We start from the raw sequence: 14,896 nt of genomic DNA, 5'->3' as shown, positions 1-14,896 counted from the left end.
AGTAGAACCCCCCTGTAAAAAAGCAGGGGGGTTCTACTGTTATATTCAGCTACCGCCAATCATTTCGATAATAAATTATAAATGACCTGTGCCGCTTGCGCTCTTGTAGTAACTTCTTTAGGACTCAGCTTGCTATTCGCTCCGGTTACTACGCCTCTTTCCACCAGCGCCTGAAGGGCTTCCTGTGCATAGCCAGCAATATCCCATGCATCACCAAAATCAGAAAGAGCTACAGCCTTCTTCTCGGATGGCAGTTCACCTAGCGATACAAGTGAGCGATACAGGAGTGTAAATAGCTCCTGTCTAGTGATCTGAACCTCTGGATGGAATTGATTATCTCCAGAACCTGTGGCTACCCCAAGGCGCTTAGCAGTCGCGAGATAGTTCGTGTAATACGTATTGCCCGCATCCGCAAAATTATCAGTTGCGGTAGCGTCGGGTGTGATGCCATAAGCATTCAAGAGCAAGACTATGAATTGCCCTCTAGTTATTGCAGCATTCGGACTGTAATGCTCTGCATCCGTGCCGGATGTGATACTGCGTGCCGCAAGATAACCTACTGCACTGCTATACCACGAAGTCTCTGAAACATCCGCAAAGCTCACCTTGTTATATCCAATAATATATTGGGAGAAATGTGTGGTAACAAAATCTACGGTTCCCTTGGCAGCGTTATAATTCCCGCGTACATTCTCCAAGCTTCCGTTGGTATTGATATGGTATACGATGACCGCATCTTTCTGTTCTCCTGCTTGCAATGTATACGGCACACTGATATGGATAATGCCCCCACCAAAGGTGGAAATGGTACTCTGACCTGCTTTTACCGACAAATCATAAACCGATCTGTCCCCGAGAACGGCCTTACCTTCTGCCGTTAACGAAACCTTAGCAATGGTTATGACAATATCCCCTGCATCCGAGGCTGAGCTGATACTTGCCAAAGATTTAGCATCAAGCGTAATCGTACCGACATTCTCATAATGAATGGTAATCTCGGCCTTTGTACCAGAGACCAACTCGTTAATTATGCTTCTCGGTAGCGTAAGCTCGGCTGTTTGGGTTTCAGAAGTAGCTGCTACTTTAATTTCAAGTACGGCTTTCTTCCCATCCGCTTCTGCCTTTTTAGCAAGATTCACAAGCTCGGTAGCCGCTTCCTTCGTGATTGTTGCTGTGGTTACTCCTGTGGTTTTATCCGTTTTGGTTGCTGCTGTTGATGATAAATTCACAGTGTTACCGGTTGTTGTTGTAGCAACCAGTTGAGGGCTTGCTGTTGGTGTTGGTGTGGTCGTGCTCGGCGCAGGATTGCTGCCGCCAGGCCCACTTGTTCCTGGGTCTGAAATAGATACATAAGCAGGGACAATAATATTAGTTACTGGACTCGCCTTATAACCTTCTTTCGCTGCGTATCGAACTTGATACGTACCTGGTATTAGACCTGTAATCTCTTTATCTGGTGCATACACATAATTAGTCACACTGGACAGCTTATATTCTAAGGCTGTTGTGGTTCCTGTAATTTTCCCATCATTGTTCGCAGTAGAGGTAGGTGCTACCCCCTGTAAACCGGATGGCGCTGCTTGCTCTGCAGTGAATACTGGAACAATCACTTCTGCTACTCTGCCTGCATTAAATCCTTCTTTGGCTGCGTATCTTACCTGATACGTCCCCGGTACCAGTCCAACGATCTCTACATCTGTTGCGTAGACATAATCGGTAACTGTTGATAGCTTATACTCCAACGCTTTCGTAGTCCCTGTGATTTTGCCATCATTATTGGCTGCAGTAGTCGGTGCCACCCCTACTAGCCCTACAGGAGCTGCTTGCTCGCCATAGGCCGGAACTTCAACAGTAGCATCTTTACCTACGCTGTATCCTTCTTTTGCCGCAAATCTCACATTATAAAAGCCCGGAGTAAGACCTGTGATGGCTACGCCTGTTACAGGCTTATAATCAGCTTCTCCAACACCCTTATACTCCTGCCCTTCAGCTGAGCCCGTAATTTGCCCATCATCGTTAGCTTCAGAAGTAGGAGCTACCCCTAATAGACCTGTTGGAGCTGCTTGTTGATGGATATAAGCAGGCACCTCCACACTTACGTCTTCTCCAGCATTATAAGGAATGATCGTTGGTCCCGCTGCGTTCGTTGGACCTTGATATCCTGATGTAGCCGCATATCTTACTTTATAAACACCAGGCGCAAGCCCTGTAATTGCTGATCCTGATACTGGCGTATATGCCGTATCTCCAGCCAGCTTATATTCCAAGGCCGAACTTGTGCCCAAGATTTGCCCATCCTTACTGTCTGCTGCGGTTGGTGCTACACCTGTAAGTCCAGCGGGCACAGCTTCCAGTTTGGAGAATAGCTTATCCAGAGCTGTTGTAGTGTTAGTGTATCTGGCTCCGACTGGGTAATTCGCCTGCACGTAATCCGGTTGGATGTTCGTCCAGCTGTACATAAGCTCAATATGCCCTAGAATAGGTGCATTAGTGCCGTCTGTATCTTTGTTATCCTTGTTGTACGTGAACAGATATGGAACCTGAAGTCTATCTCCAATCACGGTGTCTCCAAGCTCATTCACATAACTAATCACAGATGGTTTGGCTGCTGTATTGTTCTCGGTCTTGATATTAGTCAGATAAGTACGGACCAGATCAACATACAACTTCACATATGGGTGATTGGTTGTTCTAATCTGAAGCTCATTATTATTGTGCGGATTGGCATTGCCCTTGGTGCCGCTGTTGTTGCTTGGTTCAGCAACCGTCACCCCAGAGTCGAGCTTCGTATCGAAGAAGTAGACCTTATCGATATTATGCTTTTTGGCATACTCATTAATATATTTGATAACCGCTTGCGTGTTAGGGCACCATGATCCACCTAACAAAATCGCATAGTTGCCATCACTCGCCAAAATTTGCTTCAGCTGATGGTAGGTCACATGTTCATACACGAGCGTACCGTCCGATTCGTTGAAGATCGTAGGTTTGCCCTCATTTTCGCCCTCGTAGTTCTTGTTAAACGCCGCCTTGATATAAGCAGATTCATCGATCGTGTTATACCCAGAAGCGGCACTAAGTACCTCTCTTACTGATGCTTTATACGCATTAACCTTCGTAGCATCAAGTGTTCCGTTCGTCAGGAACTCATTCCACGAGTAGCTTTTATCCAGATAGGATACAACAGGAGCGATATTTCCTTGTGCATCCTTGTGATCCTTGTTGTAGACCAACAGGAATGGAGATTCGATCTTATTAGCAGTTACGACATCCCCGTTTTTATTGGTATAGCTAACATTGCGTTCTGGAACATCCTTCGAGGACAGATTCAAATTCTTTAAATATTTGTTTACCAGGTCAACGTATTTGTAAGCAAATTTATTATTGCTGTCTGCAATCTGGAGCGTGTCACCGTCCAGCTTAGTATCAAAGTTATAAATCGTAGAAATACCATATTCTTTAGCTACTTCATTGATAAAGCCGATATCGGCCTGTGTATTCTCGCTCCAAGCGCCGCCAACCAGAACAGCGTAAGTGCCTTCACTCTCAAAAAGATGAACGATATCCTCATAGGTTGCCGTTTTAAATACATGGTTAGGATCATTCAGACGGTCATAGACATGACTGAAATAATCAAAGTGGCTTACACCACTACTTGAGCCAAAAGAAGTTAGCACCTCTGCGTTATCCGGATTAGCATAAGCTCTTCCTGCCTGAGTAGGCAGAATTAGCAGGGAGGCTGCCAACAGCAGCGTTAGAATTTTTTTAAAGGTTAATGGTCGTATCATTATGTGCACCTCGCCTTAAATAGGTTTATGTGATGTATGGGCTGAAAGGAATCCTGAATGAGCCTGCCGCTCATCAAGGACAAACCTCTTCCTCAGCGGCTGGTGCCGGTGCGGGTGCCTGAACCGTTTCCGCTGGAGCAGCTGCTGGTGCGCTGACCGTGGATGATGCAGGTGCAGAAGACGATGTCTTCGGTTGGGCAGACTCAACGACCGGAGCGGCTGTCGCTTTAACCACCTCAGTTGTGGAGAAAGTAATGGATTTCGATTTCGAAGGTGCTTCCGTTGCCGTTACTACAGGAGCCGCAGTAGCCTTAGGCTGAGCAGATACGACAGGAGCAGATGTCGGTTGAGCTGCTTTGGCAGTTACGATTGCTTTTGGAGCTGCCGTAGGCGCAGACGTTGGAACCGGTGTAGCTGTTTGAGTTTGCGTTTTGACAGTCGCAGCTACCGTGGTTGTAGTTGTAGCTACCTTAGCGGTCTCCACGGCTGGAGCTGCGGTCGCCTTAGGCTGAGTTTCACCCACCGCTGGAGCTGTTGAGGCAACAGTCTTCTCCGCAGAATCAACGGTTGCGTCTGGGGCAGCAGTCGCTTTTGCGGAGACAGTCTCCACTGCTGGAGCTGAAGATTCCGGCTGAACCGTTACTGTAACAGGAGCCGGAGTGGCTTCTGCCTGAACAACGACTTCGGCTGCAGAAGTAGCTACAGGTGCCGCTGCTGCTGAAACCGATACTGCTGTATTACTGCTTGCTTCAATGGATGCTGCCTCTGCTGTCTTTTTATTAGCGGATACTGCGGCATACGTCAGTGCGGAAAAGACAACAGTTGCAGCAACCAAAGATATCGTAAGTTTTTTCATAATGTGTACCATCCTTTTCAAATAAAATAAGACCCAACACGGCACGTATTAAGTACCTGTTGAATCTCTGGCTGTCCAGTAGATCCATGCTTCTTAACTTCATCGTTGTACCTTAACCCCTAAATTCTCCTTTCTCTAAAATAAAAAAAAGAGACTCAACGAGACGCAAAACACGCGTCTTTCGTTGAATCTCCGGCTGTCCAGTCGATTCCAATTGGCTTGTGATTAAGTTCCATATTATTCATGACGATGCGCCTTGTCAATCAATTTTTATTTTTCACATGGTTTTTATCGGGATTGATTATTTTTAACATATTATTACATTGACTTTACTATAAATTCTATATAGATTGATCTCAATAGGATTAATCACATTAAAAAACTAGGTTTAAGGGGGTATTAGTAGTGAACATAGATAACAACTTGTTATCCGCCATCGAAACGAACTGGTATGGATTTGTAGCTTCCATATTTGTTTTTGCAATTTTGTTTCTACTGGCACGTAAACGCATTGGATTTGGTACTCGGGTACTCATCGGACTTGGCATCGGACTTATTGCCGGAATATTCTTTCAATACTTCGATTTAGAGACCAAAGCTATCAGTACATTCGGCAGCATTTATGTCAGCCTGATTCGCATGCTCGTCATCCCTTTAGTATTCATACTCGTATTAAACAGTATTTCTTCCTTAACTAATCTGGAGTATCTGCGCAAAATAGGGATCAAAACCTTCGCCTGGTTCCTCGGAACGACGGGTATCGCTTCTATTATCGGCCTATCGGTTGCGCTGCTGTTCAATCCTGGTCAAGGGATACAACAGGATGTACCTGCAGATTTCGCCGCCCGGGAAATTCCGACCTTCTCACAGGTTATTCTGGATCTTGTGCCATCTAACCCTGTGAATGAAGCAGCTACGGGTAAGGTTGTGCCTCTGCTCATTTTTGCTATCTTCCTAGCAGTAGCTATAATCAAAATTGGCTCCAAGAAACCGGAAGCCGTGAAACCTGTACGTGATCTTATTGAATCCCTGACACTGATACTGCATCAGGTCGTGAAATTCATTATTCGCTTGACGCCTTACGGTGTCTTCGCACTGATTGCAGGAATTACCGCACGTTATGGCTGGGAAACGTTGCAGGAACTGGGCAGCGTAATCATTACCTCATATGTCGCAATGATTATTCATTTTGTTCTTATCTTTGGCGGGTTGGTTCTATTAGTAGCGAAGGTGAATCCAATTCGTTTCTTCCGCAAAATCTATCCAACTATTACCGTTGCCTTCACGACTAGAAGCAGCTACGCAACACTTCCTGTCAATCTTGAAGTGATTACGAAGCGCCTTCATGTCTCCCCGCGGATCGCGAGCTTTATTGCGCCGTTAGGAGCATCGGTCAACTTTAATGCGTGCGGTGGCATTTGGCCGGCGATTGTGGCTGTGTTCACCGCCCAAGTATTCGGTATTGATCTGAACTGGACTGACTATATTACACTGGTCTTAGTAAGTATCATCTCTTCAATTGGTGTAGCTGGCGTACCTGGACCAGCCGTAATCTCCACTACGGTGGTCTTAACCGCTCTTGGCCTGCCGCTTGAAGGAATCGCTATCGTTGCAGGTGTAGAAGCGCTCATCGATATGGGTCGTACCGCTGTAAATGCAACAGGAACAGCTGTAACCGCGTTGTTGGTCGCGAATTCAGAAGGTGAATTTGACCGCGAAGCCTTTAATAGCAATGATGACGAAGATGATATTCTCTTGAGCACAGTTTAAAATCCGAACATGCAAACAAAAAAACCTCCGGCAGCTGCTTATAGCAGCAAGCCGGAGGTTTTTTTAACGTAGATCCATATTAGATTCGCTGTTACACCATGCTAATTCTTTGCCGTTGTTTAGCTGAAGCAAGGCAGGTTTCAACCAGACGCATACTTAGCACCGGATCCTCCGGTGCAATGAGTCTCTTACCTGTGAACACAGCGGCTGCAAAATCATCCACCTGCCGTATGTATGGATTAGCCCCTGTGGCATCGACCCGTCTCACCTCATCACCAGTGTACACAAAGAATTCCGCATCCTCGTCTCTAGCGTTGAAAGGCATAGGCACCTCAATTCGTCCCTCGGTCCCAAGAATCTCTAAGAGCTGGCGGTTATATGCCCACATTCCGCAATCAAAGATCAAGCTTAAACCATTTGGAAACTCCACCAGCCCTGAAGCCATCATATCTACATTATCATGCTCAGGGGAGAACTTCGCATGCACGGTCACAGCTTCCGGCTCCGTCCCAAACAACAGTCGTGCCGCACTTAACGGATAGCAGCCAACATCATAAAGCGAGCCGCCACCCCAAGCCGATTTAAAACGAATATTTGAAGTGTCTGTAGCATCATTGTAAGTAAATGTACCTCGAATCGAGCGTAATTCTCCGATTTCACCGCTAGCGATAATGTCCTGGAGTTCAGCAATCCGTGGATGATGCCGATACATGTACGCTTCTGCTAAGTGAACGCCTGCATCGTTGCATGCTTTCACCATCTCTGCAGCCTCTGCACTGTTCAGTGCGATCGGTTTCTCACACAACACATGCTTACCTGCTTCTGCCGCACGGATCACCCATTCTCGATGAAGATGATTAGGGAGCGGAACATACACCGCATCGATTTCTTTATCCGCAAGTAACTCTTCGTAACTGCCATATGCTTTCTCTATTCCGAACTCTGCGGCTACAGCGCTGCTTTTTTCCAAGCCACGACTCGCTACCGCTGTAATCACTCCCGAATCTGAATTCATGATAGCTGGCATCACTGAGCCAGTCGCAATCTGCGCACAGCCTATGATTCCCCACCGAAGTTTTTGTACCATAATGGCTACACCTCTTCCCTTGGATTAGTTACTATACTTTAAGACACCTTATCATAGAATGAAACTCATCACTAATAGAAAAGTACAGTCAGAGCGCAAAAAAGCAGCACCCATAGGAGATTCGACTCCGATAGATACTGCTTTTTAATTCAGTGGAAAAATTACATTATCACGTTTAACAGCACAGCCGCACCAAGCACAGCAATACGGGCCGCATTCATCAACACGAAATTTTTGACGGCAAGAATAAAGGTACTCGCCTTCTCCTGCTTCTGTTTGAACAAATCGATATTTCGGTGCAATGGGATCAGTGTAAGTAGAATCGCCAAGACAAGAATAGGGTTTATCCCCAAGATCAGCAGCACTACAAGATCCAGATAAGAGACATAGTATAGATATTTAAACAGCACAAGCGCATTACGTCGGCCAATGTAGACCGGAAGCGTGTACCTGCGGTTCTCCACATCTTCATCAATATCACAAATATTATTTGCGAGCATAATCCCTGCAATCCCTAGAATGGCAGGAACAGAGAACCAGAACAGGTACAGCACTTCCACAATATTGATATTCAAGCTGACCCAACCGTTCTGAAGCAACAGCGATACCACATGCTCGTCCGTATGAATATAGGCAGAAATAAAAATAATGACAAAGCCCATAAACAAACCCGAGAACAACTCACCTAACGGCATCCGCGAAATCGGGATCGGCCCGAACGAATAAAGGATCCCTATCAAGAACGACAGCCCACCCAGCAAAAAGACCAGTAAACCCGTCTGCGTAACAAGCGCAATCCCGCCCCCTGCAGCCAGAGCTAGCAAAATAACAATCGTCGCCACGACGGTGCTCTCTTTTAGCTTAAAATGCACAATCGCATTATGCGTCTCATAGCCATAGCCGTGAGTTTTGGAAGCTTTTTTGAAATCGTAATAGTTGTTAATCGCCGTCGTTGCCATATCAAAACTAAGCAGGGAAACGAACATCAGACCAAAACGCAACACATAAAAATCCTCAAACCGATACAGGGCATACAGCGTTCCCATCAGAAAGGGGATCATACTGGCTACTTTTGTCGGCAGCTCCACAAATCTTAGAAAGCTTTTAATATTCACACCATACACCCTTATTTATCAATTGAGCCTGCAAGGTATTACTGTTCAGTCGTTGTAATCTTCACTGGGGACCATTCTGCAATAACTGTCTGTCCATGCACAGACACACTGCCTTCAGGACTCAGATCCTTCTCTGTCATAATTCCAAGCGCGACTGTAAAGTTGTTGAATTTGATCGGAATATTTTTCTCACGGCGCACTTCTTTGCCATTCAAATAGAATACAGCCTCATCGTTGCCACGGTGGTACGTTATGCGGTAGGTATTAAATTCACGTGGTTTGAAATCCGTATCTTCTTTAAAGATGCAGAAATATTTCGTTCCTTTGCTCTCTGGTACTTGTACCCCCGGGAACGGCAAAATACCATATACACTAGCATATTTATCATTTCCCGCAAAAAAGTCTAGCGCCGCACCTGTCGTAAAATCAAGCAAGTTCAGCGATACATAACCATCGTACAAATCTCCAGGTGCTGTTCCTTGTGTACGGCTACGAATTTGCAGCTCAAAGCTAATCTCTCCGGCCTCAGGAATTACCACTGGCTCCGCGGAGTAATACATATGCTTAGCATTGTCTAGAATTTGTACTTGATGGTTCTCGCGGGACAATTTCGCACGCACATACAGCGTATCATTACGAACAATAACTACTGCTTCCGGTTCACGATAAGCCCAAAAGGACCCATCAGGCAGTGTAAATCCACCTGTCTTCCAGACCTTTCCTTCTTCTAAAATGGAGTGGAAATCTCCAAGCACCATTTGATTGCCTTTAACATTTTGTTCTTCCTTCAACAGTTCCTTGTCCTTCTTTTCCATGAAAGCTCACTCCTTCTTTATGGTAATTATTAGTACAAGCAAAAATGCCTTCAGAGTCCCTAATGGACGGTAAGCGTTTATGCGAGAAATATAAGGATAATGTATCGCGTGAAACCTATATATTCTTATATTTTCAGAATAATCCTTGAATTAGTAAGGTTGCTGCCATCACTACTCCACAACGAACGGAGGCTTTTTGTGAAGCACCCATGAGCGGGATATAGGCTGGTGAAGCATTATGTGGCTTCAGTCCACGATAAATACGAATCGGCCAGAAGGCTGTAACCAATGCCAATAGTGCATAAACTGGAAGTACGCCCATTAGCACACAGATCACCACAGAAGCATAACCGGTGAAGAGAAGCACACGCGAGAAGACAAGTGCCTTCTGTTCACCCCACACTACAACAAGCGTAAGTTTTCCAGCCTGCTCGTCCGCTTTCCAATGTAAGAAATGATGATTAAACAATAGCAATGTAGTCAAGAATCCAACCGGCAATGAAAGGATGACAGGCTTCATGCTAAAATGACCGGTTTGTACGAAAAAGGAACCTAACACAGGCATGATCCCAAAAGCTATAAAGATAGCCATCTCACTGTAACCTTTGCCGCGATAGCCATACCGCAGGGGTGGGGCTACATAGAAATAAGCGATTAAAGCACCTGCAAGTACAAACCAGAGGATATTCCAACCGCTATATATACTTAGGATTCCACCACAGATGAGGGCAATCGCCAACATACTCCAGGTCATCTTTGCATAAAAAGACTCCGAGAGGATTCCACCTGTCAGTAGCCCGGAGTTTGTGCTGATTTCACCAGCGGAATTCTTCGCCTCTGTATCTGTTCCGTTGCGATAATCCCACAGATCATTCACCATATTGGAAAACAGATGCGCCGAAATCGCTCCTATTAAGGTTAGAATAAATAAGACCGGATGGAATGCCCTTTCCCATACATATGCCCCAACTGTACCTAAAACAATCGGGATAAGCATAACTGAAAAACTCCAAAACCGGGTCGCCTTCGTAAATAATGTCCATTTGCTCACTTCAAGCTTACCGCCTTTTCATTATGACTTGATAATAATTATCACTGACTATTATACATCAATTTTCAACAGATTGTGAAGATTATCACTGCATATAATGTCTAATCTTGACATAATACCTCGGTTTGTTTGGCTAAAAGGTTTCTTCGTTGAAGCTAAAAATGTAAATAACCTCTTATTGGACATAAGGCCACCCTTTTACAACAAAAAATGAGCGCTGTTTTATAGGCAAGCACATACCAATATGATATGATAGGCAAGCCTATGAACAGCGCTCCTTGAGTGCTGTTTTTAAGAGCGTAAAACTATATATAATAATGGAGGCTTTTACTGTCATGTCAGCGCAATCCCCTAACACCCAATCTGTCAAAATCGTCACCGCAGACCCTAGCGCCATCGGGCTATTCGGACTGGCTATTGTCACATTGGTTGCTTCTTCACAGAAGCTTGAGTTTACAACAGGACTTAGCTACGTCATTCCTTGGGCTATCTTCCTCGGAGCATTTGCTCAACTATTCGCCGCAATTCAAGATGCTAAGCACAACAACACCTTTGGTATGACCGCCTTTGGCGCCTACGCCTTCTTTTGGTTCGGCATGGCTAGCAGCTGGCTGATCAAGCTCGGCGTATTCGGCCCAACGCTTGCAGAGGCTGTAGATCCTAAGCAGCTCGGATTTGTATTTCTGGGTTACTTGATCTTTACAATCTTTATGACCATTGGCGCGGTTGAGGCTAATAGAGTTTTGCTTATCATTTTTGTATTGATAGATTTCCTCTTTATTGGACTAACCTTCGATTCCTTTGGTATCGCTCCAGAATTCTTCCATAAGCTTGCTGCTTGTGCCGAACTTGGAATTGGTATCGTATCCTTATACGGATGTGGCGCTTCTGTGCTAAACGCTCATTTCGGACGCACTTTCTTACCGATCGGAGCTCCGCTAGGTATTTTCAAGAAATAGTAATTCACCTTTTTTGAATCCTAACTTTTGCAAGCCGAAAGGATGCCTGAGACCATGCATGTCCTATCCTCTTCTGAATTAGCCATAACCGCTATATTTGCGCTTATTCTCGCAGTTATTGCCTATTGGATCATTCGGAATATCCCAAAGATGTCTGGAGATATTGCGGCTTTTCGCAAAAGAACACTGGTCTGGACCCAGGTTTCGCTTGTACTAACGGTACTTCAGCTGAACTTCAAAGCAGGCGACTGGCGATTTTCTATCGTTCTTGGACTCATCGTATTATTTACCGGAAGCATTTGGCTTTCCGCCCGTTACCATGACATCCGCAGCACCTTAGATCCAGAATCGAAAGATCCTGAAGTACATTAGTAGAAGCTAGGTAACAAAATAAAGGTGATAAAGCTCCCTTAAGGGGGCTTTTTTTGTGAATTCGGAAGGTCCCTTCGCATACTTCTCCCCTCCATAACCATACTAATGACATTCCAAGCTAAAACGCCTTCGGCGTCCTCTTAAGGACGTTTAAGCGTTTATGCGAGAATTATAAGGATAACGTATACCGTGAAACTTATACATTCTTATAATTCAATATAAGTAATGGGAGGACTATGCAGGTGAGTAAAAAAATAAATCTTCTGATGTTCAGCGGAGAATACGACAAAGCCATGGCGGGATTGATCCTAGCGAATGCCGCGAGAGATATTGATGTAGAGGTTACGATGTTTTTCTCTTTCTGGGGTTTGTTTCTGGTGCGTGATCCGGAGAAGATGACGCTAGAGGATAAAAGTATTTATGAGAAGCTGATGGATGTCATTACGCCAAAGGGCCCTGGGCAGCTGCCACTCTCCCATTTGAATTTCAGCGGGCTGGGCCGGATGATGCTAGAGGAGATGATGGAGAAGCAAGGCGCGCCGAAGCTGATTCATTTTCTTAAAGGAGCTCGTAAAAAAAACATCAAGTTCTATGCCTGCAAGCTCTCTGTCGAGATCATGGGCTTTAAAACAGAAGAACTGCTGCCAGAGGTCGAGATTATCGATGCTGCGGCGTATTTAAAAGATGCTTTGGAGAGTGATGTTCAGCTGTTCATTTAGCGGTTGAAATTAATTTAATATAAGAAAACATAAAGCGACATGGGGAATTTCTCATGCCGCTTCGGATTTCAATTGAAAGGATATAAATTATACCGTGATGATTGTCTTGCCCATTGGAATCTTGAAGCTCTTCTCCATTACTTTGATATGAATCAGCTCTTGTGCATCCACGATTAATTGCGTCTTCATATGGTTCACTTCCACGGTAATCGTCGCTTGACGGTAACGCATCGTGAAGGTGTATCCCTTCCATTGCTTCGGCAATGTCGGGTTCAATGCCAAATGATCATCCTTGATCCTTACACCCGAGAAGCCATAGACGATCGACATCCATGTACCACCCATGTTCGCCATATGCAATCCGTCTTTCGTGTTGCCATGAGTGTTATCCAAATCCATTCGTGCCGTTTCAATGAAATAATCGTACGCCTTGTCCGAGTAACCTAACTTCGAAGCCATGATGCTATAGATCGCGCAGGATAAGGACGAATCATGAGTTGTCAGCTTCTCGTAATAATCGTAGGAGTTCCGCAAGACATCGGTTGAAATACCATCCTCGAGCAAGAAATGCGCCAGCACCGTATCGGCCTGCTTCAACACCTGATGACGATAGATGTGTAGCGGGTGATAGTGAAGCAGCAGTGGGTGTTTTTCTTCCGGTGTGTTCTCGAAATCCCACACTTTCTTCGCTAAGAAAGAATCATCTTGTGCATGAATGTTCAACTTCTCATCGAAAGGCAGATACATCTTCGCAGCCGCTTCTTCAAATGCTGCAATCTCATCTGCTGTTAAGCCAATGCGACTACACAAAGCTTCCCATGCCGCAGGATGAGTTTCTGCAAGCTGCTTATACCACGATGCAGCCCACTCTAGATTATATTTTGCAAGTACATTCGTGTAATAGTTATTGTTTACGATGGCCGTATACTCATCCGGACCTGTTACATCATCAATCTTGAATAGACCTTCATGATAATGACCTAGCTCCATCCAAGTTCTTGCAGTTTCAAATACGACTTCCGCACCGAATTCCGCAATGAAATCTTTATCGCCTGTCGCGAGATAATATTGAATATACGTATAAGCAATATCACCATTAATATGATACTGTGCCGTACCAGCTGGGAAGTACCCCGAGCACTCTTCCCCTGTAATGGTACGCCATGCGTAAGCGGCCCCCTTGTTGTGGCCTAGCTCTAACGCACGCTTCTTCGCTTCACCTAGAATCGTATAACGGTAACGAAGCAACTGCTTCGCCAGCTCTGGCTGACAGAGGATGAAGAACGGCAGTATATAGATTTCGGTATCCCAGAAATAATGTCCCTCGTAGCCCTCACCGCTTAAGCCTTTGGCTGCGATGTTACTGTATTTATCTTTGCCCACAGATTGCAGCAACTGATATACGTTATATCGAAGACCTTGCTCAAGTACCTCATCACCTTGGATCTCGATATTTGCAATTTCCCAAAAATGTTGTAAATATACTTCTTGTGCCATGTAAGCCGCTTGAATCCCTTGCGTTAATACCAAAGCCATCAACTCACGTCCGTGAGCAGCTGGATCTTCGTGTCGACGTGTATCTGTAAATACGTTGAATTTTGTGAATTGAACAATATCCTTACCGGCTGGGAACGCATACCGCACCATTACACTTTTCTCACCCTTGATCAGTTCACCGTTCACCGCAGGCGTTGTCTGATGAACTGTTGTTGCCGCCACTTGTAGCTTCGATGCATTTGTCTCAAGCACGATTTGTAAGGAGGTCTCGTCGAACACCTCGATATTCTTCATATCCAATAGCTTGGCATGACCCGATGCAACACGAGGGTCCTTCGCATTCGTATAGTTACTCACATCGCCATTCACGCCAGAGGTAATCGTCACTTCATCCTGACAATTGATACGAGTTACCTCAATATCTATCGTGAACAATTCGAGTGTTGTCAATGACGCCATGCGTGTGAATGAAATTTCGACCTCTTTACCTTGTGGTGAAATCCAGTGCACGAGCCGTACGTACTTACCTTCGCGCATATCGAGATAACGCCGCCCAGATACGACCGTTCCTGTGAAAAGACTGAACTTCTCCTCCCCGATATGAATGGTCACATCCTGTACATCCATCACATTCACAAGTTTCTGTTGTGTATCGGGAAAGCCATACGCGCTCTCCCCATATAGCATCGGTGTAATATCATAAAATGCATTTATATATGTTCCACGAACCGTTGGCTCGTCACCTTCATAACCTTCTTCAAAATTACCTCGAACACCTACATAACCATTAGCCACATTAAAAATACTCTCACTAACGCCGAGGTCTTGCATATCTCTATGATTCTCAATAATCCAGCCCGACTTCAT

11 protein-coding genes are annotated in these 14,896 nt (G+C 45.1%); 4 read left to right on the top strand and 7 right to left on the bottom strand.

Annotation, left to right across the window (positions count from 1 at the left end):
• Positions 1-59: 59 nt before the first annotated feature.
• Complete coding sequence (locus ACFWMP_RS22265; protein WP_379424723.1) at positions 60-3,788, bottom strand: S-layer homology domain-containing protein; 3,729 nt, start codon at positions 3,786-3,788, stop codon at positions 60-62.
• Positions 3,789-3,861: 73 nt separating this feature from the next.
• A complete protein-coding gene (locus ACFWMP_RS22260) occupies positions 3,862-4,644 on the bottom strand; it encodes a hypothetical protein (RefSeq protein WP_341059249.1) in 783 nt (260 codons plus the stop codon).
• Positions 4,645-5,055: 411 nt separating this feature from the next.
• Between ACFWMP_RS22260 and ACFWMP_RS22255 the strand changes: the two genes are divergently transcribed.
• Positions 5,056-6,414, top strand: a complete 1,359-nt coding sequence (locus ACFWMP_RS22255; protein WP_042194660.1) for a dicarboxylate/amino acid:cation symporter — start codon at positions 5,056-5,058, stop codon at positions 6,412-6,414.
• 91 nt (positions 6,415-6,505) lie between these two features.
• Here ACFWMP_RS22255 and ACFWMP_RS22250 read toward each other — a convergent pair whose 3' ends face one another.
• The 4 genes from ACFWMP_RS22250 to ACFWMP_RS22235 form a co-directional block, all read right to left on the bottom strand.
• Positions 6,506-7,501: a Gfo/Idh/MocA family protein gene (locus ACFWMP_RS22250; protein ID WP_042192615.1), complete on the bottom strand. Its 996-nt coding sequence runs from the start codon at positions 7,499-7,501 to the stop codon at positions 6,506-6,508.
• Between the two features lie 161 nt (positions 7,502-7,662).
• Positions 7,663-8,616, bottom strand: a complete 954-nt coding sequence (menA, locus tag ACFWMP_RS22245; protein ID WP_379424722.1) for a 1,4-dihydroxy-2-naphthoate polyprenyltransferase — start codon at positions 8,614-8,616, stop codon at positions 7,663-7,665.
• Positions 8,617-8,654: 38 nt separating this feature from the next.
• Positions 8,655-9,431 carry a DUF6081 family protein gene (locus tag ACFWMP_RS22240; protein WP_339267698.1) on the bottom strand — a complete coding sequence of 259 codons (777 nt, stop codon included), beginning with the start codon at positions 9,429-9,431 and terminating at the stop codon, positions 8,655-8,657.
• Between the two features lie 133 nt (positions 9,432-9,564).
• Complete coding sequence (locus ACFWMP_RS22235) at positions 9,565-10,482, bottom strand: prenyltransferase (protein ID WP_339799260.1); 918 nt, start codon at positions 10,480-10,482, stop codon at positions 9,565-9,567.
• Positions 10,483-10,817: 335 nt separating this feature from the next.
• Between ACFWMP_RS22235 and ACFWMP_RS22230 the strand changes: the two genes are divergently transcribed.
• From ACFWMP_RS22230 to ACFWMP_RS22220, 3 genes are all read left to right on the top strand, one after another.
• Positions 10,818-11,441 (top strand): acetate uptake transporter, encoded by a 624-nt coding sequence (locus tag ACFWMP_RS22230; protein WP_042192624.1) that lies wholly within the window; start codon positions 10,818-10,820, stop codon positions 11,439-11,441.
• 42 nt (positions 11,442-11,483) lie between these two features.
• Positions 11,484-11,813, top strand: coding sequence for a hypothetical protein (locus ACFWMP_RS22225; RefSeq protein WP_379424721.1), 330 nt, complete (start codon positions 11,484-11,486; stop codon positions 11,811-11,813).
• A gap of 242 nt (positions 11,814-12,055) precedes the next feature.
• Complete coding sequence (locus ACFWMP_RS22220) at positions 12,056-12,532, top strand: DsrE/DsrF/DrsH-like family protein (protein ID WP_379424720.1); 477 nt, start codon at positions 12,056-12,058, stop codon at positions 12,530-12,532.
• Positions 12,533-12,619: 87 nt separating this feature from the next.
• Here the strand turns inward: ACFWMP_RS22220 and ACFWMP_RS22215 are convergent, their stop codons facing one another.
• On the bottom strand, positions 12,620-14,896 hold the full coding sequence (locus tag ACFWMP_RS22215) for a glycoside hydrolase family 65 protein (RefSeq protein ID WP_379424719.1): 2,277 nt from the start codon (positions 14,894-14,896) through the stop codon (positions 12,620-12,622).

This window comes from Paenibacillus sp. NPDC058367 (assembly GCF_042723305.1).
Lineage (GTDB): Bacteria > Bacillota > Bacilli > Paenibacillales > Paenibacillaceae > Paenibacillus_AQ.
The sequence above is the reverse complement of the archived record's forward strand: the minus strand, read 5'-3'. Positions and strand labels throughout refer to the sequence as shown.